The 23,536-nt window shown below is 70.6% G+C and carries 26 protein-coding genes and 1 tRNA gene; 18 read left to right on the forward strand and 9 right to left on the reverse strand.

Annotated elements, in window-relative coordinates; translation table 11 throughout:
* The first annotated feature begins 635 nt into the window (after positions 1 to 635).
* From ACWD38_RS26580 to ACWD38_RS26595, 4 genes are all read left to right on the forward strand, one after another.
* Entirely contained in the window at positions 636 to 935 is a 300-nt protein-coding gene (locus ACWD38_RS26580; protein ID WP_184477136.1) for a WhiB family transcriptional regulator, read from the forward strand.
* A 16-nt stretch (positions 936 to 951) separates the two neighbouring features.
* The gene (locus tag ACWD38_RS26585; protein WP_184477138.1) at positions 952 to 1,188 is read left to right on the forward strand and encodes a DUF6158 family protein; all 237 of its coding nucleotides are present in this window, start codon (positions 952 to 954) and stop codon (positions 1,186 to 1,188) included.
* Positions 1,178 to 2,581, forward strand: coding sequence for an NAD(P)/FAD-dependent oxidoreductase (locus ACWD38_RS26590; RefSeq protein WP_184477140.1), 1,404 nt, complete (start codon positions 1,178 to 1,180; stop codon positions 2,579 to 2,581). Before ACWD38_RS26585 ends, ACWD38_RS26590 begins: the two co-directional genes overlap by 11 nt.
* A 181-nt stretch (positions 2,582 to 2,762) precedes the next feature.
* Positions 2,763 to 2,835 (forward strand) — tRNA-Ala (locus ACWD38_RS26595).
* Between the two features lie 261 nt (positions 2,836 to 3,096).
* On the opposite strand, the gene ACWD38_RS26600 is transcribed toward ACWD38_RS26595, so the two are convergent.
* The gene (locus ACWD38_RS26600; protein ID WP_450125155.1) at positions 3,097 to 3,930 is read right to left on the reverse strand and encodes an aldo/keto reductase; all 834 of its coding nucleotides are present in this window, start codon (positions 3,928 to 3,930) and stop codon (positions 3,097 to 3,099) included.
* Between the two features lie 512 nt (positions 3,931 to 4,442).
* Between ACWD38_RS26600 and ACWD38_RS26605 the strand changes: the two genes are divergently transcribed.
* The 9 genes from ACWD38_RS26605 (at position 4,443) to ACWD38_RS26645 (ending at position 12,650) form a co-directional block, all read left to right on the forward strand.
* On the forward strand, positions 4,443 to 5,705 hold the full coding sequence (locus ACWD38_RS26605) for a glycosyltransferase 87 family protein (protein WP_450125156.1): 1,263 nt from the start codon (positions 4,443 to 4,445) through the stop codon (positions 5,703 to 5,705).
* A gap of 238 nt (positions 5,706 to 5,943) precedes the next feature.
* The gene (locus tag ACWD38_RS26610) at positions 5,944 to 7,158 is read left to right on the forward strand and encodes a multidrug effflux MFS transporter (RefSeq protein WP_450125157.1); all 1,215 of its coding nucleotides are present in this window, start codon (positions 5,944 to 5,946) and stop codon (positions 7,156 to 7,158) included.
* A gap of 393 nt (positions 7,159 to 7,551) precedes the next feature.
* Complete coding sequence (locus ACWD38_RS26615; RefSeq protein ID WP_184477149.1) at positions 7,552 to 8,271, forward strand: serine hydrolase; 720 nt, start codon at positions 7,552 to 7,554, stop codon at positions 8,269 to 8,271.
* A 260-nt stretch (positions 8,272 to 8,531) separates the two neighbouring features.
* Entirely contained in the window at positions 8,532 to 9,047 is a 516-nt protein-coding gene (locus tag ACWD38_RS26620) for a MarR family winged helix-turn-helix transcriptional regulator (protein WP_450125171.1), read from the forward strand.
* Complete coding sequence (locus tag ACWD38_RS26625) at positions 9,044 to 10,042, forward strand: pirin family protein (protein ID WP_450125158.1); 999 nt, start codon at positions 9,044 to 9,046, stop codon at positions 10,040 to 10,042. Before ACWD38_RS26620 ends, ACWD38_RS26625 begins: the two co-directional genes overlap by 4 nt.
* Positions 10,043 to 10,149: 107 nt before the next feature.
* Positions 10,150 to 11,241, forward strand: coding sequence for an LLM class flavin-dependent oxidoreductase (locus ACWD38_RS26630; protein WP_450125159.1), 1,092 nt, complete (start codon positions 10,150 to 10,152; stop codon positions 11,239 to 11,241).
* Positions 11,238 to 11,837 (forward strand): FMN reductase, encoded by a 600-nt coding sequence (locus tag ACWD38_RS26635; protein ID WP_450125160.1) that lies wholly within the window; start codon positions 11,238 to 11,240, stop codon positions 11,835 to 11,837. Before ACWD38_RS26630 ends, ACWD38_RS26635 begins: the two co-directional genes overlap by 4 nt.
* 8 nt (positions 11,838 to 11,845) lie before the next feature.
* The gene (locus ACWD38_RS26640; protein WP_450125161.1) at positions 11,846 to 12,184 is read left to right on the forward strand and encodes a GNAT family N-acetyltransferase; all 339 of its coding nucleotides are present in this window, start codon (positions 11,846 to 11,848) and stop codon (positions 12,182 to 12,184) included.
* A gap of 4 nt (positions 12,185 to 12,188) precedes the next feature.
* Positions 12,189 to 12,650: a carboxymuconolactone decarboxylase family protein gene (locus tag ACWD38_RS26645; protein ID WP_450125162.1), complete on the forward strand. Its 462-nt coding sequence runs from the start codon at positions 12,189 to 12,191 to the stop codon at positions 12,648 to 12,650.
* Positions 12,651 to 12,720: 70 nt separating this feature from the next.
* On the opposite strand, the gene ACWD38_RS26650 is transcribed toward ACWD38_RS26645, so the two are convergent.
* Positions 12,721 to 13,641 carry a hypothetical protein gene (locus tag ACWD38_RS26650; RefSeq protein WP_450125163.1) on the reverse strand — a complete coding sequence of 307 codons (921 nt, stop codon included), beginning with the start codon at positions 13,639 to 13,641 and terminating at the stop codon, positions 12,721 to 12,723.
* Positions 13,642 to 13,825: 184 nt separating this feature from the next.
* Here ACWD38_RS26650 and ACWD38_RS26655 point away from each other — a divergent pair, with 184 nt between their 5' ends.
* Positions 13,826 to 13,969: a hypothetical protein gene (locus ACWD38_RS26655; RefSeq protein WP_450125164.1), complete on the forward strand. Its 144-nt coding sequence runs from the start codon at positions 13,826 to 13,828 to the stop codon at positions 13,967 to 13,969.
* Between the two features lie 120 nt (positions 13,970 to 14,089).
* On the opposite strand, the gene ACWD38_RS26660 is transcribed toward ACWD38_RS26655, so the two are convergent.
* From ACWD38_RS26660 to ACWD38_RS26685, 6 genes are all read right to left on the reverse strand, one after another.
* Positions 14,090 to 14,476: an ankyrin repeat domain-containing protein gene (locus ACWD38_RS26660; protein WP_450125165.1), complete on the reverse strand. Its 387-nt coding sequence runs from the start codon at positions 14,474 to 14,476 to the stop codon at positions 14,090 to 14,092.
* Positions 14,477 to 14,572: 96 nt separating this feature from the next.
* Positions 14,573 to 16,036, reverse strand: a complete 1,464-nt coding sequence (locus tag ACWD38_RS26665) for a catalase (protein ID WP_450125166.1) — start codon at positions 16,034 to 16,036, stop codon at positions 14,573 to 14,575.
* Between the two features lie 19 nt (positions 16,037 to 16,055).
* A complete protein-coding gene (locus ACWD38_RS26670; RefSeq protein WP_184477171.1) occupies positions 16,056 to 16,481 on the reverse strand; it encodes a Fur family transcriptional regulator in 426 nt (141 codons plus the stop codon).
* Positions 16,482 to 16,695: 214 nt separating this feature from the next.
* Positions 16,696 to 17,550: a DNA-3-methyladenine glycosylase family protein gene (locus ACWD38_RS26675; RefSeq protein ID WP_450125167.1), complete on the reverse strand. Its 855-nt coding sequence runs from the start codon at positions 17,548 to 17,550 to the stop codon at positions 16,696 to 16,698.
* A complete protein-coding gene (locus tag ACWD38_RS26680; protein WP_343071197.1) occupies positions 17,547 to 18,167 on the reverse strand; it encodes a DNA-3-methyladenine glycosylase I in 621 nt (206 codons plus the stop codon). Before ACWD38_RS26680 ends, ACWD38_RS26675 begins: the two co-directional genes overlap by 4 nt.
* An 18-nt stretch (positions 18,168 to 18,185) precedes the next feature.
* Positions 18,186 to 18,836: an alpha-ketoglutarate-dependent dioxygenase AlkB family protein gene (locus ACWD38_RS26685; protein ID WP_450125168.1), complete on the reverse strand. Its 651-nt coding sequence runs from the start codon at positions 18,834 to 18,836 to the stop codon at positions 18,186 to 18,188.
* A gap of 337 nt (positions 18,837 to 19,173) precedes the next feature.
* Here ACWD38_RS26685 and ACWD38_RS26690 point away from each other — a divergent pair, with 337 nt between their 5' ends.
* Complete coding sequence (locus ACWD38_RS26690; RefSeq protein ID WP_246456667.1) at positions 19,174 to 20,292, forward strand: thermonuclease family protein; 1,119 nt, start codon at positions 19,174 to 19,176, stop codon at positions 20,290 to 20,292.
* Between the two features lie 172 nt (positions 20,293 to 20,464).
* Entirely contained in the window at positions 20,465 to 20,869 is a 405-nt protein-coding gene (locus tag ACWD38_RS26695) for an FAD-dependent oxidoreductase (protein WP_450125169.1), read from the forward strand.
* On the opposite strand, the gene ACWD38_RS26700 is transcribed toward ACWD38_RS26695, so the two are convergent.
* Complete coding sequence (locus ACWD38_RS26700; RefSeq protein ID WP_184477177.1) at positions 20,823 to 21,395, reverse strand: helix-turn-helix domain-containing protein; 573 nt, start codon at positions 21,393 to 21,395, stop codon at positions 20,823 to 20,825. The two genes, ACWD38_RS26695 and ACWD38_RS26700, sit on opposite strands and share 47 nt — an antisense overlap.
* 47 nt (positions 21,396 to 21,442) lie before the next feature.
* On the opposite strand from ACWD38_RS26700, the gene ACWD38_RS26705 reads away from it, so the two are divergent.
* Both ACWD38_RS26705 and ACWD38_RS26710 read left to right on the forward strand, forming a co-directional pair.
* Positions 21,443 to 22,291: a class I SAM-dependent methyltransferase gene (locus ACWD38_RS26705; protein WP_450125170.1), complete on the forward strand. Its 849-nt coding sequence runs from the start codon at positions 21,443 to 21,445 to the stop codon at positions 22,289 to 22,291.
* A 561-nt stretch (positions 22,292 to 22,852) separates the two neighbouring features.
* Complete coding sequence (locus ACWD38_RS26710) at positions 22,853 to 23,353, forward strand: DUF4232 domain-containing protein (protein ID WP_184477181.1); 501 nt, start codon at positions 22,853 to 22,855, stop codon at positions 23,351 to 23,353.
* The last annotated feature ends 183 nt before the right edge of the window (positions 23,354 to 23,536 follow it).

Here is a 23,536-nt window from a genome sequence, read left to right on the forward strand (position 1 = left end):
TCGGCGAGCCAGCAGAACACCTACAGCTTCGGAGCACGTGCCACGACAGCGCCCGAGTGGCTCCGCCACGAGGGAAAAAGCTGTCCTCGCGAGAGACCGACTGAGAACCCGCGGGTGGTCACCTTGCTTGCGTGGGCTATTCGCTGCGCGAATACGGGCACGGCCGTCGGCTGCGAGGCAGGCTGGCTTCGCCGCCCACGGCACGGCCTTCGGCCGCGAGGCAGGCTGGCTTCGCCGCCCACGGCACGGCCTTCGGCTGCGAGGCAGGCTGGCTTCGCCGCCCACGGCACGGCCGTCGGCTGCGAGGCAGGCTGGCTTCGCCGCCCACGGCACGGCCTTCGGCTGCGAGGCAGGCTGGCTTCGCCGCCCACGGCACGGCCTTCGGCCGCCAGGCAGACTTCGCTTCGCTCGTCCACTGCACGGCTTCGCCGCGAGGCAGCCCGACGCCGCCGTCAAGCCGAACGGGACTCCACCCGCCCCCGCGTCAAGCCGCACTCGGCTCCGCGACCTGCACGCTCGTCAAGTCGAGCGAGACTTCGCGGCTCGGGTCAGGTGTCCGCACTCCCCGTTCGGGGTATGTCGTCGTTGGCGCTGACGAACGCAGTGCCCGAGCCCGCGGTGAGGTGGTGATCACGATGACGGCGACCATGCGGCTGCCCAAACCGGTGGCCGAGACGTGGGAGTGGCAGTTGCAGGCGGCCTGCCGGGACTTGAGCACGAGCACGTTCTTCCACCCGGAGAACGAGCGCGGCAGCGCTCGCAGCAACCGCGAGGAGCAGGCCAAGCAGATCTGCCACCGCTGCCCGGTGATGCTGTCGTGCCGGGAGCACGCGTTGGCCGTGCAGGAGCCGTACGGCGTGTGGGGCGGGCTCAGCGAGCGGGAGCGGCAGGAGCTGCTGGCGAAGCGGGTGCCGAAGCAGCGCGCCGCGGCGTGAGGGCGGGGGAGCGGAGATGAGCACCGGCGTGCCCGGCGTCGATCTCGCGGAGCAGGACTTGCTGCGGGAGATCGAACAGCTGCACCTCACCCGGAACGAGACGTTCCTGCACGGTTCGCACGACGCGTTGCGCGAGCACACCGCGCGTTCGTTCGAGCTGGAGCAGGAGTACCTGCGCAGGCATCCGGACCGCGAGGTCGATCCGCGGCGGACCCGCGCGGGCGCGAGAGGAGACCCGGTTCATGGCCAGTGACGCGGACCAGCAGATCCCCGAACAGCAGTCCACCGGTCCGGCCCCAGGTCAGGGGCGCCGGAAGCCGCGCATCGTGATCGTCGGCGGCGGCCACGTCGGGCTGACGGTGGCCATGCGGCTGCAGAAGCAGCTGGAGCCCGGCGAGGCGCGGATCACGGTGATCGATCCGCAGTCGCACATGACTTACCAGCCGTTCCTGCCGGAGGCGGCGGCCGGTTCGATCGAGCCCCGGCACATCGTGGTCCCGCTGCGCCAGACGCTGCGCCGCAGCGAGGTTCTGACCGCGCAGGTCACCTGCATCGACCACGGGAAGCGCGAGCTCACCGCGACGCTCGCCGACGGCACGGAGGAGCACGTGACGTTCGACGTGCTCGTGGTGGTGCCCGGTTCGGTTTCGAAGGCGCTGCCCATTCCGGGGTTGAGCGAGCGCGGCGTCGGGTTCAAGACGATCGGTGAGGCCATCTACCTGCGCAACCACGTGCTGTCCCGGCTCGACATCGCGGCGAGCACGTCGGACGCGACGTTGCGGCGGCGCCTGCTCACGTTCGTGTTCATCGGCGGCGGTTACGCGGGCATCGAGGCGATGGCCGAGCTGGAGAGCATGTCCCGCGAGGCCGTCCGCAGCTACCGGACGTTGGACACCGGCGACATGCGCTGGATCCTGATCGAGGCCACCGGCCGCATCATGCCGGAGGTCAGCGCCCCGATGGGCGAGTACACGCGGCGCCGCCTGGAGGAGCGCGGCATCGAGGTGAAGACGGACACGACCGCCAAGTCGCTCACCGGTGGGCACGTGGTCCTCTCCGACGGCGACGAGTTCGACGCCGACACCATCGCCTGGACCGCCGGGGTCAAGCCGCATCCGATGCTGGAGGACTCGGACCTGCCCCGGGACGGCAGGGGCCGCGTCGAGTGCACCCCGAAGCTCCAGGTCCGCGGCACCGAGGACGTCTTCGCGGCAGGGGACTGCGCCGCCGTTCCGGACCTGACCAGCGACGACGCGGACGCGTTGTGCAGCCCGTCGGCGCAGCACGCGGTGCGGCAGGCGAGGGTGCTGGCCGACAACGTGGTCGCGTCGCTGCGCGGCCACGAACTGCGCGACTACCGGCACCGCCACGCCGGTTCCGTCGCGGGCCTGGGCCTGTTCCAGGGGGCCGCGGAGGTCTACGGCATCAAGCTCAAGGGCCTGCCGGCTTGGCTGCTGCACCGCGTGTACCACCTCGCGAAGCTGCCCACGCTGCGGCTGAAGGCCCGGATCCTCGGGGACTGGCTCATGGAGCTGCCGCTGAGCAGGCAGACCGTCGCCTTGGGCGAGCTGCACGATCCGCGCGCCGAGTTCGTCCGAGCCGCCAACACCCGGGGCCTCCCCAGCGAGCACGGCCGAGCAGGCTGACCACATCGGAGGTTTTTGCAGCGCACGGCCCCTTCTAGGCTCGCGGGGCCGTGCGCCCGGCCCGGATGATGATCTAAAAGGGACCCCCCTTTTCAAGCCCTTCGGGGACCTGTTGTACGGTATGCAGGCACGCGATGAACGGGACCGAAACACCGGAACCGAACACCGCACAAGTGAATCAGGGGCTGTGGCGCAGTTGGTAGCGCACTTGACTGGCAGTCAAGGGGTCACGGGTTCGAATCCCGTCAGCTCCACTCGGAGGAGTCTGGTCGACGCTGTTGCGTCTTCCCGGCTCCTTTTTGCTTGTACGGGGGCCGAGCCCCGGTAGGCCCCCACGGTGCGGTGGCCGGGGTGGGGTCGGCTTTTGCCGTTGGGGAGTGTCCTGATCTGGTCACACCCTAAGATCGCAGGTCGCACGCCCGACGCTCAGCTGAGCGTCGGGCCTGTTCTGCATCGAACCACCCCTTCCTGCGCCGTTCCGGGAGGTGGTCATGACAGGACGCGGGCGCGTCCTGTCAGAGGATTTCCAGCGGTGTCGCTCGGTCCGGCGCGGGGAAGTGCGCGTCGAGCTCGGCGAGATCGTCCGCCGACAACCGGATCTCCAGCGCCGCGTGGTTCTCCTCGACGTGGCCGCGAGTCGCAGCTTTCGGGATCGCGCACAATCCTTCGCCGGTCAGGACCCAGGCGACGGCGATCTGCGCGGACGTGACCCCGTGACGTTCCGCGATCCGTCCCAACACCGGATCTCCGAGCACGCGGCCCTGCTCGATCGGTGAGTACGCCATCACCGGCAGCTCCCGTTCTCGGCACCACGGCAGCAGGTCGAACTCGATCCCGCGCCGCGTGAGGTTGTAGAGCACCTCGTTGACCGCGCTGCCGCTGCCGCCTTCCTGCGCCCACAGCTCCCGCATGTCGTCCGAGTCGAAGTTGCTGACCCCGAAATGGCGGATCTTGCCGCTGCCGCGCAGTTCCTCGAACGCTTCGAGCGTCTCGGACAACGGCGTTCCACCTCTCCAGTGCAGCAGGTAGAGATCGAGGTGATCGGTCCCCAGCCGACGCAGGCTGCGCTCGCACGCCTCGATCGCGCCCTTCCGGTCGGCTTTGTGCGGAAACACCTTGCTGACCAGGAAAACCTCGTCCCGTCGGCCGTCGATCGCCGCGCCGACCACTTCCTCGGAACCACCACTGCCGTACATCTCAGCGGTGTCGATCAGGCCCATGCCGAGGTCGAGTCCGCGCCGCAGCGCCGCGGTCTCCGCCGCGCGGTCCGAACCGCGCTCGCCCATGCCCCAGGTTCCCTGGCCCAACACGGGCAGGTCGCCGCCGGACGGCAGTCGCAGCTGTCGCATCGTTCGCACTCCGTTTCGCGTCGTCGACGGACGGCCACGCCGGTACAGGCCCTGCAGCAGGTGGCCGAGCCGTCGACTGCGTCATCGGCCGGGGCAACGGACGCACTCGGAGCGTGACCTTCTCGAAGACCACGTCGCACCGGGCGAAACGATTGAATTCGAAGCCACCGCAGCACAATCCGATGTCGGCGAGCAATTCGAGGGTAGCCGCCGTCCCGCGGCTGAACCACTCGCCGACGCGGCGCGGAGTCTTGCGAAGCCGGTGGACTCGTTGATGGCCTGTCGCGTGCCCGTCGTGGGGGGGGGCGAAGCCTGGAGTTCTCACCGCGACCGCCGGTAGTACTTGAGGGGCGGACTTCGCCGGTGGGGACGGGCCTTTCGGCCGGGTACGCATGGTCGAACGGAGGTGCCCGGGGTGGATCTCCTGTTGGGACAACAGAAGAGTGGAAAACCCCAGTCGTGCTGAGAGCCCCCTGTCCCTGAAAGCGGTACGTCCCGCGTCGTCCCGCAGCGTGTTGAGCTGGGCCGTAGGGCGGCCGTACCTGGTGTGCGGGTTCGTGTTCGCCGTGTGCGCTGCGGGGCTCGTGCTCGCGGTTCGTGCGCTGTGGGCGAACCCGGGTGACCTGGAGGTCTACCGCGCTGCGGGAACAGCGGTGTTCGAGGGCCGCTCGTTGTACGAACGGCCGTTGGTCGACGGGTTGTACTTCGTCTACCCGCCCGTGGCGGGGCTGCTGTTCCTCCCGTTGGCCCCGTTGTCGATGGGTGCGGCGCAGGCCGTGTTCGTCGTGGGCGGCTGCCTCGTGCTCGTCTGCTGCGCGTGGTGGGCGTGGCGCGCGGTGGGCTTCGAGAACGGGCGCGCCGTGGTGCTGACCGCGTTGGTCGCGGCCGGGGTCCTCGCGTTCGAGCCCGTGTACACCAGTCTCCACGTCGGTCAGATCAACCTGGGGTTGATGGCGTTGGTGCTGTGGGATCTGCTGCGCGCCGACCGGTGCCGGAGCAAGGGAGTGGGCGTGGGGCTCGCCGCGGCGATCAAGTTGACGCCGCTGCTGTTCGTGCTCTACCTGGTCGCCACCCGACGGTTCAGGGCGGCGGGTGTGGCCGCGGGGTCCTTTTCGGGCGCGGTTGCGCTCGGTGCGGTCGTGTTGCCCGCGGACTCCGCGAGGTTCTGGCTGACCGGTGCCTTCGCTGATTCGAGCAGGATTTGGCCGGATGCCGGCGACCCCCAGAACATGTCCTTGAACGGGCTGTTGATCCGGTTGATGGGGGAGGTCGGCAGCACGACCGTGCTGTGGCTCGGACTGGCCGGGATGCTCGTCGGCCGCACGATGGTCTTGGCGTCCCGCGCCGGCCGGCTCGGCGAGCCGCTGCTGGGAGTCGCGCTCGTCGGTCTGTGCACGGCGGCGGTTTCCCCGTGGTCGTGGGCGCATCACTGGGTGTGGGTCGTGCCGCTGGTGGTGTTCGCGGGAGCCCGGCTCCTGCGCGCGACGAATCGGGTCGTGCTGCTGCTGTGGATTCCGCCGGTCGCCCTGGCCGCGCTGTCCGTCGTTCCGGTGCTGGTCCCCGGTCCTGGCGGTTCGGCGGACGTTGCGTCGCACAGCCCGGCCGGGTGGTTGCTGGGCGACGTCTACCTGATCCTTTTCGTCGTGGCGTTGCTCTCCGCTTCGGGGCACCTGAAGGCGCTCGCGCTCGACGCGGCCTCGCAAGGGGACACTTCCGCTCCTGCTCCGGCCGAGCCACAAGCGCGGGAACCGCTGCTACCGGCCGGGGTTCCCTGACGAGCGCTGGTGCTGCGCAAGCGAACTCGGCGGTCGAGCCCCGTCAGCTCCACCCGATGAAACCCCGCTCACCAGGTGAGCGGGGTTTCCGCGTGCTGCGGCCTGAGCCGTGCGCTCCCGTTCTGGGCGCGGCTCAGGGTGCGCCACGTTCCGGTGGTGTTTCCGCGAGCGGGGCGGGGAGCCCGGTAGGTTCGCCGTGCCGGATCTTGTGCAGCTGTCCTCAGGGGAGGGGCGTGGGGTGACCGTCCCGGAACGGCGCGACCGGTGGTTGATCCTCGTGATGGGGACCTTGACGGGGCTCGGGCCGTTGTCGATCGACATGTACCTGCCCGCGTTCCCCGCGTTGGCGGCGGAGATGGCCGCTGATCCCGCCGCCATCCAGCTGACGCTGGCGACGTTCACGGTCGGCCTTGCCGTCGGGCAGCTGCTCGCCGGGCCGCTGTCGGACGCGGTGGGGCGGAAGTGGCCGCTGATGGTGGGGTTGGGCGTGTACGCCGTGGCCGGGGTGTCGGCGGCGCTCGCGCCTTCCGTGCCGGTGCTGGCCACGATCCGGTTCGCGCAGGGGCTGGGGGCCGCCGCGGGGATCGTGATCGCCCGAGCGGTGGTCCGGGACCGGTTCTCGGGGGCGGCGCTGGCGCGCTTCTTCTCGTTGCTGATGCTGGTCAACGCGGTCACCCCGATCGTCGGGCCGTTGCTGGGGTCGCAGCTGCTGCGGGTGGTCTCCTGGCGCGGGACGTTCGTGGTGCTCGCGGTGACCGGCGTGGTGCTGCTGCTCGCCGTGGCGAGGATCGAGGAGTCGTTGCCGCGGTCGGCGCGACGGGGCGGAGGGCTGGCGGCGACCCGCGACGACGTCCGCGCGTTGCTCGTCGACGGTCGTTTCGTCGGATACGTGCTGGTGGCCGCGCTGCCGTTCGCGAGCCTGTTCGCCTACATCTCGGGGTCGACCTTCGTCCTGCAAGGGGTCTTCGGGCTCAGCGTGCAGGAGTTCGGTCTCGTGTTCGGGATCAATTCGCTGGGGACCCTGCTCGCGGGGGCGTTCAACACCCGGCTGCTGACCTGGTTCAGCGCGCAGCAGCTGCTGCGCACCGGGCTGGTCGTGCTGTCGGTGAGCGGGCTCGGCGTCCTGGTGAGCGCGGTCGGCGGCCTCGGGCTGCCGGGGATCCTGGTGTGCCTGTTCCTGGTGATGGCCGGCATCGGGTTGATCCTCCCCAACGCGACGACGCTGGCGCTGGACCCGCAGGGGACGCGGGCCGGGAGCGCATCGGCGCTGCTGGGCGTGGTGCAGTCGCTCGCCGGTGGGATCGCCGCACCGCTGGTGGGGTCCGGCGGTGTGGGCACGGCGGTGCCGATGGGGGTGACCATCGCGGTTCCGGCGCTGCTGGCGCTCGCCGTGGGCCACGTCGTGCTCACCGCCGACGGTCGGCGCGGGCAGAAGTCGACGAGCGCGGTGTAGCCGGAGCCTCCGAGCGAGATCGTGGTCGCTTCCGCCGGCGCGGCGCGGAGTACCGGGCGGCGAACCCCGCCTGACCACGGTGTTCCACCGACCGCCCGTCCGCACCGGAGCGCGTGAACTCCCAGCGGCGGCGTACCGACATTCGAGGGATGTCCGACCGGCCGACGAACCTCCCGGCACGACGTGCGTCTTTCCCGATGCGGGGGGGGATCGCGGATCACCCGCGGGCGGGGTCGCTCGCGCGGACTCCGCTCGGGTCTGAGGGGGCCGGTGGACGTGAACGTGCGCAGGGGTGTCTGGATCGCGTTGGGGCTGGTAGCGGTCCTGTGCGTGGTGGGAGGGGTGGTGGCCGCGGCGAACTCCGATCGGTGGAGGTCGTCGTGCGGCGGCTCCGTGTCGAGGGGGTCCGCGCAGGAAGGGCTGGCCCGGTCGATCAGGGAGAAGCTGCCGTCGTTCGACGAGGGCACCTCCGTGGCCATCGACGTGGTCGACCTTGACGCGTGCGCGGAGGTCACCGCGCTCGACGCCGACAGCGGGTTCCCGACCGCGTCCGTGGTGAAGCTGCTGATCGCGATCGACGCGGTCGAACGCTCCTCGGGCACCGACCTCGACGACATCCAGCGGATGCTGTCGGCCAGCGATGACCAGGTGGCCAGCCGCTTGTGGACCGCGGGCGGCGGCCCGGACATCGTGCGGCGCACGGCGGCGGAGCTGGGGCTGGCGGACACTGAGCCGCCGGTGTCCGCAGGGCAGTGGGGCGACACCCGGATGAGCGCGCGCGACGTCGCGCGGGTCTACCGGTACCTGACGTCGGAGGCCGATGCGGACACGCGGAAGCTGCTGCTCGGCGCGCTGGGCGAGGCCTCGGACGCGGGCGTGGACGGATTTCCCCAGCACTTCGGGATTCCCGACGCGCTGCCCGGCCACGCCTGGGCGATCAAGCAGGGCTGGGGGTCGACCGATGCGAACACCGTCCTGCACACCACGGGTCTGGTCGGCGGGGACCGCTCCTTGATCGTCGTGCTGCTGAGCACGTGGCCGCCGGACACCGACTGGACGGTGGCCAGGGCGGCCCTGACCACGGCGGTCCACTCGCTCGACCTGGTCGTCTGACCGGACCGCCCGGTTCCCCCGCGGGGGAACCGGGATCGTTCGGCCGCGAGCTCGTTCGGGCAGCCGGAGTTCACCGGCTCGCGCAGAAAACGTCGCCATCGGAGACGCGCAGGCTTGGGAGGCGAACGCGCCCACCACTTCCTCCGGCGGCCCGCGCCGGAATCGTCGGTGCGGCGGCGGGCTCCACACCGCCGGAACGCTTCCGGCAACGGGCGCGCCAGGGCTGAGCCGATACTAGTTCAACATTTGAAGTAGTGGGTATGCTCGACGGCATGGTGTCCTGGCGGAATTCGTTGCAGCGGACGGCGTGGCGGCCTTACATCGAGGCGAGCCTGCTGCTGGAGACGAGGCTCGACGAGGACCTGCAGGCGGTCTCCGGGATGACCTTGAAGGACTACAACGTGCTGCTGGTGCTCTCGGAGAGCCCGGCGCACCGCCTGCGGATGGGGGAGCTGGCCGCGCGCATGGTGTTCTCGCCGAGCCGGCTGACCTACCAGATCAAGGTGATGGAGCGGCGCGGCTGGGTGCTGCGGCAGGTCCTGCCCGACGACAAGCGGGTGCACCACGCGGTGCTGACCGCGACCGGCCTCGAAGCGCTGCACGCGGCCGACCGCCACCACATCGCCACGGTGCGGCGGCTGTTCACCGACGGCCTCGACGAGGACGAGCTGCGAGTGCTCGCCCGCGTGTTCACCCGGCTGCAGGACCAGCTGCAGGACCGGCCCGAGCAGGACTCCGCACCGGGCGACGCGGAACCGGACAGGAGCGAGCGATGAGCAACGTGGAGCACGATCCCGCCGAGCAGACGGTGTGCTCGGCCGACGCGGCGGTCGCCGCCGAACCCGAGGTCGAGCTGCTGCACCCGAGGGACGTCCCGCTCGGCGGGCCGCGGGCGATGCGGGTGCGGCGCGCGCTGCCGAACCGGGGCAGGCGGATGGTGGGCGCGTGGTGCTTCGCCGACTCCTACGGCCCGAGCGACATCACCGGGCAGGCGGGCATGCAGGTCCCGCCGCACCCGCACATCGGGTTGCAGACGGTGTCCTGGCTGGTCGAGGGCGAGATCTGGCACCAGGACAGCGTGGGCAGCCGTCGGCTCGTGCGTCCCGGGCAGCTCCCGCTGATGACCGCGGGGCACGGCATCGCGCACTCCGAGCAGTCCCCGCCGGAGCACTCGTCGAACCTGTACGGGGCGCAGCTGTGGGTGGCCCTGCCCGAGCGGTCCCGGCGGATCGCGCCGTCATTCGAGTTCCACTCGTCGCTGCCGAGGCACGAGCTGCGGCAGGGCGGCGTCACCGTGCTGGCCGGGGACGTCGACGGCGCGGTCTCACCGGCCACGACGCACACGCCGCTGGTCGGGGCGAGCGTGGCCGTCGACGCGGGCGGGCGGGTGACCGTGCCGCTGGAACCGGACTTCGAGCACGCCGTCCTGGCGCTCTCGCCCGGGTTGACCGTCGCCGACATCGCCGTCCCGCCGGGCGCGATGCTCTACCTCGGCCGCGGTCGCGACGCGGTCGGGCTGAGCGCGGAGGTCGCGGGGCAGGCCATGCTGCTGGGCGGTGAGCCGTTCGCCGAGGACCTGGTGATGTGGTGGAACTTCGTGGGCCGCAGCCACGAGGACATCGCCGAGGCCCGCGCGACCTGGGAGCGCGAGCACGACAGCGATCTCGCCGACCGCCGGTTCGGCCCGGTGCACGGCTACGAGGGGCCCGCGCTGCCCGCGCCCGCGCTGCCCAACGCGCGGTTGAAGGCCAAGGGCCGCTACCACCGCTGACCCCGCCGCCGTGGCGTGCCTCACCGCCGCGCCGCGCGCGGAATACGTCCCGAGGGGGCGTTGTTGGCAGGGTTAGTTCAAATCTGAAGCAACAAGGGGTGGTCAGGATGCAGTTCGGGGTCTTCACCGTCGGCGACGTCACGCCCGACCCGACGACCGGTCGCACGCCCACCGAGGCCGAGCGGATCAAGGCGACGGTCGCCATCGCGCGCAAGGCCGAAGAAGTCGGCATGGACGTGTTCGCCACCGGCGAGCACCACAACCCGCCGTTCATCCCGTCCTCGCCGACGACGATGCTCGGCTACATCGCGGCGCAGACCGAGCGGCTGATCCTGTCCACGTCGACGACGCTGATCACGACCAACGACCCGGTCAAGATCGCCGAGGACTACGCGATGCTGCAGCACCTGGCCGACGGCCGGGTGGACCTGGTGCTGGGACGCGGCAACCAGGGGCCGGTGTACCCGTGGTTCGGCCAGGACATCCGCCAGGGCATCCCGCTGGCGATCGAGAACTACGCGCTGCTGCACCGCTTGTGGCGCGAGGACGTCGTGGACTGGCAGGGCCGGTTCCGCACGCCGCTGCAGGGCTTCACCTCCACGCCGCGACCGCTGGACGGGGTGCCGCCGTTCGTGTGGCACGGCTCGATCCGCAGCCCGGAGATCGCCGAGCAGGCCGCCTACTACGGCGACGGCTTCTTCCACAACCACATCTTCTGGCCCGCCGAGCACACCCGCCGCATGGTCGAGCTGTACCGCAACCGGTTCGAGCACTACGGCCACGGCAAGGCCGACCAGGCGATCGTCGGGTTGGGCGGGCAGACGTTCATCCGGCACAACTCCCAGGACGCGATCAAGGAGTTCCGGCCGTACTTCGACAACGCGCCGGTCTACGGCGGCGGCCCGTCGCTGGAGGACTTCGCGGCCCAGACGCCGCTGACGGTCGGCAGTCCGCAGCAGGTCATCGACCGGACGCTGGGCTTCCGCGAGTACGTCGGCGACTACCAGCGCCAGCTGTTCCTGCTCGACCACGCGGGCCTGCCGCTGAAGACCGTGCTCGAACAGCTCGACCTGCTCGGCGAGGAGGTCATCCCGGTGCTGCGCAAGGAACTCGACGCGCGCAAGCCGGAGCACGTGCCCGACGCGCCCACCCACGAATCGCTGCGGGCGCAGCAGGAAACGGAGGGGAAGTCGGCATGACCCGCATCCTCGCGATCTCCGCAGGGCTCTCGCAGCCGTCGAGCACCCGGATGCTCGCCGACCGGCTGGCCGCGGCCACCGGCGGCGAGCTGGGCGACGGCGCCACGATCGACGTGGTCGAGCTCCGCGACCTCGCCCACGACATCACCGACAACCTGCTGACCGGCTTCGCCAACCCGCGCCTGCGGGAGGTGCTCGACCGGCTCGACGCCGCCGACGGGCTCATCCTGGTGAGCCCGACGTTCACCGCCTCCTACAGCGGGCTGTTCAAGTCCTTCATGGACGTCGTCGACCCCGAGTCGATGGCGGACAAGCCGGTGCTGGTCGCCGCGACCGGCGGCACCGAGCGGCATTCGCTGGTGCTCGACCACGCGCTGCGCCCGCTGCTGGCGTACCTGCGGGCCCGAGTCGTGCCCACCGCCGTGTACGCCGCCAGCGGTGATTGGGGCGGCGACACCGATCTCAACCGGCGCATCGCCCGCGCCGCCGGTGAGCTCGCCGACGTCGTGCGGGGCCGACCGGCCCAGCCGAAGAGCGACCCGTTCACCGATCCGACGCCGTTCGCCGAACTCCTCCAGGAAACCGCGACGCAGTGAGGGATGCCATGACCGACGAGAACACCGAAGCGGCGGTCGCCCGGTCGACCGACCGGGACCGCTACGACGTCACCACCGCCGGAGCTCTGGCGGGGTTCACCGAGTTCGTCGACCTGGGCCAGCAGCGGATCTTCTACCACACCGAGATCGGCGAGGAGTTCGGCGGACGCGGGCTGGCCGGCGCGCTCGTCGGGCGCGCGCTGGCCGACACCCGCGAGGCGGGCCTGCGCATCGTGCCGGTGTGCCCGTTCGTCGCGAAGTACCTCAAGAACCACCACGAGTTCGACGACCTCGTCGACGCGGTCACGCCGAACGCGCTGGCCGCGGTGCGCCAACGGACGAGGTGATCGCGTGGCGGAGCAGATCTTCATCGACAAGCGGACCCCGACGGTGTTCAAGGCGCTGAACGCGACCGCGGCCGAGGTGACGGCCCAGGCGCGGGACCTCGGCCTGGAGCGGGTGCTGCTGGAACTGGTCAACATCCGCGCCTCGCAGCTCAACGGCTGCGCGTTCTGCCTGGACCTGCACACGCGCCGCGCGCTCGAGGCGGGGGAGACGACCCAGCGGCTGGGCGTGCTGCCGGGCTGGCGCGACACCGACCTGTTCACCGCGCGCGAGCGGGCGGCGCTGGAACTGGCCGAGGCGGTGACGCTGGTCGCCGACCGGCATCCCGGCGAGGCCGACCGGGCGCGGGCGCGCGAGGCGCTCAGCGACGACGAGATCTCGCTGGTGATCTGGGCGGCCGTCGCGATCAACGCCTTCAACCGGGTGTCGATCATGTCGGGCCACCCGGTCCGACGCCGCGAAGCCTGACCCGAGCAGGACGCGGCCGGGCACCCCCGGCCGCGTCCGCTATGCCCCGGGCCGGTCGCCGAACTCGTTGTCAGGTCGGCTGCGCGGGGTCGGTGAGGTCGGATTCGATCCGCGGCACGAGATCGCCGAAAACCCGTTGCAATCGTTCCTTGGTCTGTCGGATCAACCAGGACTTCAAGGGATCCACGCAATGTTCGACCACTGCCGGGTGCCGGGGCGGAGATTTGCACATCAGCACCGCCAGCGCGCGCAACGCCGGTAGCAGCGCTTTGGCGTCACTGATCAGCGTCAACCCGAGCGCGCCGGTAAGTCGCTTCCAGACATGCCGCACGCAGGCTGCCACGACCTTCCCCTGGATCTTGGTGAGTCCGTTCGCGCTGCGCGATTCGGTGATCTTCTTCGCCACTTGGTCCGGGACCGAGTCGAGCACGCGGTTCGATTCCGCGATCACCACGACCAGCGCCACGAGCAGTTCGCACCAGAAGTGATCCGCCATGGCCCGACGAGTCGCGGGCGGCAGCGGCCCCAAGTCTTCTTCGACCGCGTTGAGGACCTCCCCGAGCATGTTTCCCAGCGCCTCGACCTGCTGGGCCTCCGAGGTGGCGCTGGCGAGAGCGCGGTCCGTGGCCGCCGGATCGTGCTCAGGCGCGGAGCGGTCGGAAGGGGCGCTTCGCCCGTCCTCCGGTTGCCGAGGGCTCGCATCGCCGGGGGCGTCAGGCTTGCGGGACGTCCTAGGCGCGGAGCCGAACTGCGCGCTCGATTCCGAGATGTTCTCTCGGCGGCGGGGGCGCACCTGCTTCCGGAACCAGGTGATCAGGTCGAACCGGGCTGAATCAACGGCCGCTTTCTTGTGCGGGAGAGTGGCTTTCGGCCGCTTCTGGTTCTTCGAGTCCTGGTTGTCGCACTGTTCCTTCCACCTGCGGTCGACGTCCCGTTCGAAGTCGCGCAGCTCCTGTGGCGTTCCGTCCCTGATCAGTCGAAAATCTCCCACCCAGCCGTGCTGTGTTCCGGTGCAGTGGCCGCACTCGCACTTATCTCTGGTGGCTGTTGCGCAATTCTCGGGATGCTTGCGATCCGGTGCCAAATTCTCCCCCGAACGAACTCGACGGTCGTTCGTCGAATGGTTCCGGTCGCGGGTGGTCGGCTCGTACCGCTGCTCCAGCGAAACTCGTTGCGTGATCGATTTCGAGAAGTGCGCGCCGCGTTCAAGGCCGATCGAGTTGTTCCCTGTCGCCGATGAATCTCGCCGGATGCAGGAAGTGCGCTCGGATGGGCTGACCGAGGGATGTCGAGCTCAACTTGATCCACCAGCCGATTGAGCTCAGCTGGGACCTGGTGCGTTCTTCGTCCGGCCTCCCGGCCCTTCACACCCGGTGCGCTGATCGGTTCCCGCGCGGGGGAGACGGAGGGGCGTCGCCGCTTTCGACTGACGCTTCCGCTCAGGGCACCAGGAGGTGTTCTCGGCCGAACATCTTCGCGGCGTCGCGGGCCGTCGGGACGCCCGCGTCGAGGTCGGCGCCCGCTTCGCGCAGGGCCGCGACCACGTCGTCGGCGCCCTTGAACAGCGCGCCCGCGATCGGAGCCTGGTCCCGCGCGTTGCGCAGGTCGGGGTCGGCGCCGTGGTCGAGCAGCGCGCGGACCGTGGCCGCGTGGCCGTGGTAGGCGGCGAGCATGAGCAGCGTGTTGGAGTCCGAGTCGGTCACGTCGACGGGCAGTCCGTGGCCGACGAACTCGATCAGCTGCGCGGTGTCGCCCTCCCTGGCCAGGTCCATGGCGATCGCCACGACGCGTTCGACCTGCTCGGGCGTGAGTCCGCCATCGCTCATGACTTCTCCTGGTCTGCGAAGGGAAATCCCCGGTGCGGTGCGCGAAGCCGCGCACCGCACCGGGGAATCATCGGGGTTCCGCCGTCAGCGGATGCCTCAGAGCTCGCCGTCCGCGAGGGCCTTGATGGCCTTGCGAACGCCTTCGCCGTAGGCCGGGTCGGCCTGGGTGCAGTTGTGGATGTGGCGCTCGATGGTGGCCTGGGAGGCACCGTCGATGGCCCGCGCGGTGTTCGCGAAGAGCACCTGCTGCTGCTCGGGCGACATGTTCCGGAACAGGTTGCCGGGCTGCTCGAAGTAGTTGGCGTCGTCCTCGCGGTAGTTGAACCGGTCGGCGACACCGCCCACGGCCTGCTGCGGCTCGCGGTAGGAGGGCTGCTCCTGCCAGCGGCCGTAAGAGTTCGGCTCGATCGCCGGGGTGGCCCCCTGGTTGCCGTCGACGCGCATCGCGCCGTCGCGGTGGAAGGAGTTCACCGGGTTCTTCGGCGCGTTGACCGGGATCTGGTGGTGGTTCACGCCGAGGCGGTAGCGCTGCGCGTCACCGTAGGAGAACAGCCGGCCCTGCAGCATCTTGTCCGGCGAGTAGCTGATGCCGGGCACCAGGTTGCTCGGCGCGAACGCGGCCTGCTCCACGTCGGCGTGGTAGTTCTCGGGGTTGCGGTTGAGCTCCCACTCGCCGACCTCGATCAGCGGGTAGTCCTTCTTCGACCACACCTTGGTGAGGTCGAAGGGGTGGAAGCGGTAGCCGTCGGCGTCGGCCTCCGGCATGACCTGCACGTACAGCTTCCACTTGGGGAAGTCGCCGTTCTCGATCGAGTCGAACAGGTCGCGCTGGTGCGACTCGCGGTCCTTGCCGACGAGGGCCTCGGCCTCGGCGTCGGTGAGGTTCTTGATGCCCTGCTGGGTGCGGTGGTGGAACTTCACCCAGAACCGCTCGCCGTCGGCGTTGATCAGGCTGTAGGTGTGCGAGCCGAAACCGTGCATGTGCCGGTACGACGCGGGGATGCCGCGGTCCGACATGACGATCGTGACCTGGTGCAGCGCCTCGGGGAGGTTCGTCCAGAAGTCCCAGTTGTTCTCGGCGTCGCGCATGTTGGTGCGCGGGTCGCGCTTGACCGCGTGGTTGAGGTCGGGGAACTTCAGCGGGTCGCGGAAGAAGAACACCGGGGTGTTGTTGCCGACGAGGTCCCAGTTTCCTTCGTCGGTGTAGAACTTCAGCGCGAAGCCGCGGATGTCGCGCTCGGCGTCGGCCGCGCCGCGCTCACCGGCGACGGTCGAGAAGCGGGCGAACATCTCGGTCTTCTTGCCGACCTCGGAGAAGATGTCGGCCGCGGTGTAGCGAGTGATGTCGTTGGTCACCGTGAAGGTGCCGAACGCGCCCGACCCCTTGGCGTGCATCCGGCGCTCGGGGATGACCTCGCGGTCGAAGTGGGCCAGCTTCTCCAGGAACCACAGGTCCTGCAGCAGCATCGGGCCGCGGGCGCCCGCGGTCATCGAGTTCTGGTTGTCCGTGACCGGCGCGCCGGCCGCGGTCGTCAACGGCTTCTGGTTGTTCTCGGGCAAAACTCGCTCCTGTTCGGGATCATTCGTCGCGTGCGAGGCAGGCCGGGCACCTTCCCCAGAAGGTCACCTCGGCCTCGTCGAGGTCGAAACCCCACGAGTCCTGGACGTCGAGGCACGCAGCCTCGCCGACCGCACTGCTGACGTCGGTGACGGCGCCACAGGCGCGGCACACCAAGTGGTGGTGGTGATCGCCCACGCGGGTCTCGAACCGCGCGGGCGAGCCCGCCGGTTCGATGCGACGGACCAGGCCCGCTTCGGTGAGCGCGCGCAGCACGTCGTAGACCGCCTGGGTCGACACCGAACCCAGATCGCGGCGAACGGCCGTCGCGATGGTGTCGGTGTCCGAGTGGGGGTTGTCCGCGACCATCGCCAGCACCGCGACCCGCGGGCGCGTCACCCGCAGCTCGGCTTCCCGCAGGAGAGCGGTGGCGTCGATGGCCGACATGGCACGAGCCAAGCAGCTTTTCTGGAATTAGTCAAATTTAGGCGAGGTGTGGCGTGGCGCGCCGAAGCGCTCGCGGTGCTATGTGGCGACCACGGTCACGGGCCCTCGTTTTCGCAGATCATAGCGCCGTGTCAAGATCATCTCGGGGTTGCCTCAGGCGCGGGAGATCGTCACCGATCGTTCGCCGCGCGTCCACCGAACGGGGGGCTGGGGCTCAGCGGGCCAGGTAGGCGCTGCGGGTCCACAGGTGGAACACCCCGTAAGCCCGGTACGGCGACCACGCGTGCGCGCGGTCGCGGGCCTCGGCGGCGGTGGCCGCGCCGAGAGCTCGCCGCAGGACCAGATCGCCGGCCGGGCACGCGTCCCGATCCCCGAAGGCGCGCAACGCCAAGTAGTCCACCGTCCACGGTCCGACTCCGGGCAGCGCCAGCAGCGCGCGCCGCTGCCGCTCGACGTCGCCGTCCGGGTGCAGCGCCAAGCCGCCGGCGAACGCCTCCGCGAGCGCGTGCAGCGTCCGCGCCCGAGCCCCCGTGATGCCGACGGCGGCGCGCAGCTCGTCGACCGAGACCCCCGCCAGCGCGTCCGGAGCGGGGAACTCGACCAGCCCGCACGACCGCGGCGTGCCGTAGGCGGCGAGCAGCCGGGACGTGAAGGTGCGGGCGGCGGCCAGGCTGACCTGCTGGCCGAGCACCGTGCTCAGCGCCGCCTCGAACCCGTCCGCGTAGCCGACGATCCGCAGTCCCGGCCGGGCGCGGACCAGCGGCCGCAGCGCCGGATCGGCGGCGAGGACGGCGTCGACCCGCTCCACGTCGGCGTCCAGGTCCAGCCACCGCCGCGTGATCGCCACCGCCTCGTGCTCGCCGCCGTCGAAGTCCGCGGTCAGTTCCACGTGCTCGGCGGTGAGCCGCGCGGTGACCCGGGTGGAGCCGCCGGGCAGCCGCAGCAGCCGGGTGACGGTCCGGGCGTCCCGGTCGACCTGCTCGACGCCGGGCACGGCGTGCGCCGCGAGCGCGGCCATCGCGGGCTCCACTGCGAACGGGCCGCCCGTGGCGAGCCGCAGCGCGGTCACGGCCGCTGCCAGATCCCGGAGGAACCGCGGCGGTGGCTGCCGACCAAGTGGGTGTCGACGATGCCGACGGCCTCCATCAGCGCGAACATCGTGGTCGGCCCGACGAACCGGAAACCCTTGCGGCGCAACGCCTTAGACAGCGCCACCGACTCCGGTGAGGTGGTCGGGACCTCTTCGGGGGTGCGCGGGCGCGGAGTCGTCTCCGGCTGGAACGACCACACGAACTCCGCCAGCCCGCCCTCCGCGCGCAGGTCCGCGGTGGCGCGGGCGTTGCTGATCGTGGCGCGGATCTTGGCCTGGTTGCGCACGATTCCCGCGTCCGCGAGCAGCCGGGCGACGTCGTGCTCGGTGTAGGCGGCCACCGCATCCGGGTCGAAGTGGTCGAACGCCGCCCGGAACGCGGGGCGCTTGCGCAGGATCGTCGCCCACGACAAACCCGCCTGGAACCCCTCCAGCGAGACCCGCTCGAACATCGCCTGCTCGCCGCGCACCGGCAGGCCCCACTCGGTGTCGTAGTACTCCCGCAGCAGCGGGTCGCGCGCCGCCCACGGCGTGCGGGCCAGGCCGTCCTCGCCGATGATCACGCCGTTGTCCGCAGGTACGTCGATGGGACTCACGCCCTCCATGATCCGGGGTCAGCCCAGGCCGGTGACCCGCAGGGTGATGTTGATGCGCCCGCTGCTCAACCCGGTCTCCGGGTCCGCGGTGCCGGGGCGGACGGCAGGCACGCCGTGGAACGCCAGCCGCGACGGGCCGCCGAAGACGAACAGATCACCCGAGCCCAGTTCCACATCGGTGTAGGGCTGCCCGCGCGACTCCGGATTGCCGAAGCGGAACACGCAGGAGTCGCCGATGCTCAACGACACCACCGGTTCCCGCGACCGCTCGTCCTTGTCCTGGTGCATGCCCATCTTCGCGTGCTCGTCGTAGAAGTTGATCAGCGCGGTGTCCGGGTCGTAGGCGTCGGCCGGTTCACCGGCGGCGGCCAGCGCCGCGCGGCCGAGCTCACCGAGCCACTCCGGGAACGGGGCCACCCGCGTCCCGTCCACGTCGTCGGCGGTGCGGCTGTAGGCGTACGGGTACCAGTGCCAGCCCAAGCACACCGTGCGCACCGACATCCGGTGCCCGCTGGGCAACCGCGCCGCCCGCATCGGAACCGGGCCGCGCGCCCAACCCCGGCAGGCGTCCACCAGCTCCCGCTGCCGCCCGACGTCCAACCACCCCGGCACGTGCACCGCGCCAGGGGCGACGGTTCGCGTGGGCAGGGGGAACAGGGGTGAGCTCATCGGCTCGATTCTCCTCCCCGCCGCCTTCGTTGCACCCGACTGCGCCGCACTGGGGAGCACCGCAGTGCCCGCCGAGGCGGAACTCCGATGCGAGTGAACGGACCGCTTGTCCAACGGGATTGGTCGAACGGTCCGTTCACTCTCGCGAAGTTGCCGGGCGGGCGGTAGAACGGCCGATCATCCGTGCCGGATGCTCTGTTTGCCGGAGTCGGGCGACACTGCGAGTGATCGAACCAGTACGGTGCGTCCTGTTGCGTCGCCTGGCGGGCAGGCGTTCCACATCTCGTGAACTGGAGCAGCGGTGCAGGACTTGGTCCCCTTCCTGGGGTGCGGAGGCATGGGGCTGATGCTCTGGGGTGCTTGGTACGGGTTCTTCCGTCGGGGCAAGGGAGATCCGGCCGTGCCGCGGAACTTCTGGATCCGCTTCGGCGTCGGCTACGCGTTGTTCGCCCTCGCGCTCACCGTTGACCCCGCGATTCCACTCGCCGACGCGTTGATCGGCCTGGTGTTCTTGACCGGAGTCGGAGTGCTGGGCTGGGGCGTCGCCTTCGGAGCGCGGCGGGTGGGCAGGCGGGGCCGTGGTGCGGCTCGCGGTTCTTTGACGAGGGCCGGGGTGGGGATCGCGCTGATGGCCCTCTCGTTCGCGCTCGTCCCGTTCGTGTCGACGGACGAACCGGAGGGCGGCTCGCGGCAAGCAGCGGCGGCGCCCGCGACGCCACTGCCGGACTCGCCCGCGCCCGTGCCGATTCCGCCCGAGTCGTCCCCGGTCGCCCCGGCCGGTGCGCCGCGCGATGCGCAGCAGGCCGTGGTGGTGTCGGTCGACGACGGTGACGAGCTCCAGTTGGCGGCGCACGCGGCCGGAACGATCCTCCCGAGCACCGACGCGGTCCGCGTGCGCTTGCTGAACATCGAAGCGACCGATCCCGGCGAGTGCTCGCACCAGGAATCCGTGGACCACCTGCGGGAGCTGGCTCCAGTGGGAAGCACGGTGTGGGTCCGGCATGATCAGCGGCCGCAGGACCAGGAAGGCCGGTTCTTGCTCCATGTCTGGAACGACTCCGGGGTGTTCACGAACAAGTCGATGGTCGCGGACGGGTTCGCGCAGGCCCAGGCCGACCACCCGAACACGACGCGCTGGTCCGAGATCGCGGCCGAGCAGCACTCGGCGCAGGCCCGGAGCGTCGGTGTCTGGGCCGAATGCCCGTACTTCGGTGCACCGGAATCGGGGGACCCGAGTCCGAAACCGCGCCCGAACCCGGAACCTGACCCGCGGCCGAGCCCGGAACCGAGCCCGGCCGAAACCTCGGACTCGGATTCGGCCGACGAAAGCGGCAGCGCGTATTACCGGAACTGCACGGCGGCGAAGAACGCCGGTGTCGCCCCGCTGCACCGAGGTGAACCTGGATACGGCTCGCACCTCGACCGGGACGGCGACGGCACCGCCTGCGAGAGCTAGCGGTTCGCGCGCGTGCACGAAACCGGCGCTCAGCAGTGGTAGTGGTTCGGATTGCACGGTCCGCCGAGGTCCCGCCTTACGCGGGCGTCTCGCTGCTCGCCGTCCGCTTCGACAACGACGCTGTCCGCTGCACGCGCTGCCGGCTCCGCTGGTCTGGGACGGTGTGTCCGGGATGACGCTGCTCGGCGACGCGGCGCACCTCATGTCGCAGTTCGGTGGTTTCGGCGTGAACCTGGCGCTGCTCGATGCCGTGGAACTCGCCCGCGCGCTCGCTGGATCATCCACAGTGGACTCGCCGATCTTCCGCTGCGAGAAGATCATGATGGTCCGATCCGACCCGCTCGCAGGGGGGGGCAACGAGGCTCTTGTCGACTTGTTCGCGCCCGAAGAGTGCGACCTGTCCGACATCCCCGACTGTGCGGAGGAGGAGCGTTGCTACAAGGAGTCCGTGGCCGAATATCGCCGCGCCCACGTGGAATCCGCGCCGCGCCCGATCGACCAGCTCCGCGCGCTGCTGTCCTGGCCCGGCATCACGGGTGCAGGTGGGATCGCTGGCCGTCGTGGTCGAGGATGGTGAGGATCTCCGCCGGGCCGCCGTGGGCGCCGAAGGCGTGCGGGGTCATCGTGGAGAACTGGGCGGCCTGACCGGTTTCGACGAGGATGGTCCGTTCGCCGAGCACCAGCAGCACCGTGCCGGACAGCACGGTGAACCAGTCCTTGCCGGGGTGCACGCCGAGCTTCCCGGAGTCGGGCGCCGGTGCCGGTTCGGTGAGGCGCATCTTGGCGACGGTCATCCCGTGCGGGCCCGAATCCTTGCTGAGCAGCCAGGTCGTGGCACCCCGGTTCTCGTCGTGCACGGGCCGGATCACCACGTCCTCGTCGGTCGCCGATTCGACGAGCTGGTCGAGCGTCGTGCCCAGCGCGCGGGCCAGCGGCGCGAGCTGGTCGAGGCTGATGCGCCGGTGCCCGGTCTCGATGCGGCTGAGCGTGGAGGTGCTCAGGTAGCAGCGCGTGGCCAGCTCGTCGAGCGACAGGCCGCGGGCCGTGCGCAGGCTCTTGATCCGCTGGCGGACCAGGGCGTCCAGATCTCCGTCTTGCTTCATGCGCAAAATGGTATGCCATCGGAGCAAAGCGCGGCTAGCTTGGAGGCATGGCACACCACGAACACCAGCACTCCACCGCGGCCGACGACGCGACGCAGCTCGAGATGCTCGACCTCGACGCGGAAGTCCTGCACGAACACCTCGCCGAGATCACCGCCTCGCTGCGTGAGCTCGCCGCACCACCCGTCCGCCGCGTCCTCGACCTCGGCAGCGGATCCGGCACGGGCACCTTCGCCCTGCTCGACGGTTTCGAGGCGGCCACCGCGATCGCCGTGGACGCCTCCGAGCCGATGCTGGCCCACCTCGCCGAGAAGGCCGCCGCGCGCGGCGTGGGCGACCGGGTCCGCACCGTGCAGGCCGACCTCGACGAATCGTTCCCGCGGTTCGACGGCCCCATCGACCTGGCGTGGGCCTCCGCGTCGATGCACCACCTGTCCGACCCCGCCCGCGTCCTGTCCGAGGTCTTCGCCGCCTTGCGCCCCGGCGGACTGCTCGCGGTGGCGGAACTGGAAGGCTTCCCGCGCTTCCTGCCCGACGACCTCGGCTTCGGGCGGCCCGGCTTCGAACAGCGCTGCCACGACCTGCTCGCCGCGAAGCGCGCCGAACACCTCCCGCACATCAGCGCCGACTGGCGGGCGCTGCTGGCCGAAGCCGGATTCACCGTGGCGGCGGACCGGACCTTCGACATCCACCTGTCTGCGCCGCTACCCGCCGCGACCGCCCGCTACGCCGAGGTCACGCTGCGCCGCATGCACCCGTTCCTCGCCGCCCACCTCGACGCCGACGACGTGGCCACCCTCGACACCCTGCTCGCCGACGGCCCCGGCGGAGTCCTCCACCGCGACGACCTCGCGGTCCGCACCACCCGAACCTTCCTGGCAACCACCCGCCCGTGAAGCCGCATCCCTCCGAGGCGAGGTGACCGCCGAAAGCGATGTGGGGTGAACGGACCGTTCGTCCAATCCCGTTGGGCGAACGGGCCGTTCACTCGGTCCCGGAGCAGAGGCAGGTGGGTGCCCCGTCCGACCCATCCGGCGGCGACCGAGTTCGTGGATGGAGTGAACGGACTGTTCGTCCGATCTGGTTGGGCGAACGGTCCGTTCACTCGTCGCTGGGTGCAGCGTGCTGGGTCGGTGGGGGTGCAGCTCGTGGTGTGAGGCGGGCGGGTTCGCGGCTCGGAGTGAACGGACCGTTTGCCCAATGCCGTTGGGCGGACGGTCCGTTCACTCAACGGCGGGTGGGCGGCGGCGTGCTGCGGGTGAGTTCACGGCTGGGGTGAACGGACCGTTCGTCCAGTCTCGTTGGGCTAACGGTCCGTTCACTCCTCCCCTGTGGTCGGCGGCCGGGACGTGGGTGGGCTTCGGGTTGCTTCGGGGTGGGGAAGCGCACTCGGGAGCATCCTCGGCGGTCGCGGGACGTCTTCAGGGGTGAGAAGCGAGTCGAGCTTGGAGGACGACATGACCACGAAGTTCCGCCGCATCGCCGCCGCCACCGCCGTCGCGGGTGCCGCGTTCGGCATCACCGCGCTGACCGCGGGCCCGGCCGTGGCGAACCCCAGCGACGCGCTGTGCACGAGCGACGACGTCAACGTCACGGTGACGAAGGACCCCGAGCACGCCGCCGGGCACGAGGCGTTCCTCGTCGACTACACCGCGGCGAGCCCGACGACGAACTGCAAGCTCCAGGGCGTCCCGGCCGGGGTGAGCTTCCACGGCGGTGAGGCTCCGATCCCGGGCGTGACGGTGAACCCGGAGTCGAGTCCCGCCGCGCCGGTGAACCTGACCGCGTCGAAGCCCGCGTTCTCGCGGTTCGTGCAGCAGACCGGGGCGCCGGCGAATCCGACCGTGCCGGCCTCCGTCGAGTTCGACCTGGAGAACGGGCACGTGGCCGCCGTGTGGCCCGCCGGGGAGTCGATCAAGGGCGACGTCCTGACCGCGACGCCGATCGCGCAGCGCTGAAACCGCAGGTGGCCGCGCGCTCACGACGAGCTCGATCACCTCGGGCACCCGGCGATGTCGCGGGGTGAACGGACCGTTCGTCCGATCCGATGAGCTCGTGCCGGGTGAGGTCCTCGCTCTGGTCGCTGGTCCACGGCGCGAGCAGGGCGCGTTGCAGGGCGAGGTCTTCGGGGGTGGCGTCGT

The organism is Saccharopolyspora sp. NPDC002578 (assembly GCF_053592695.1).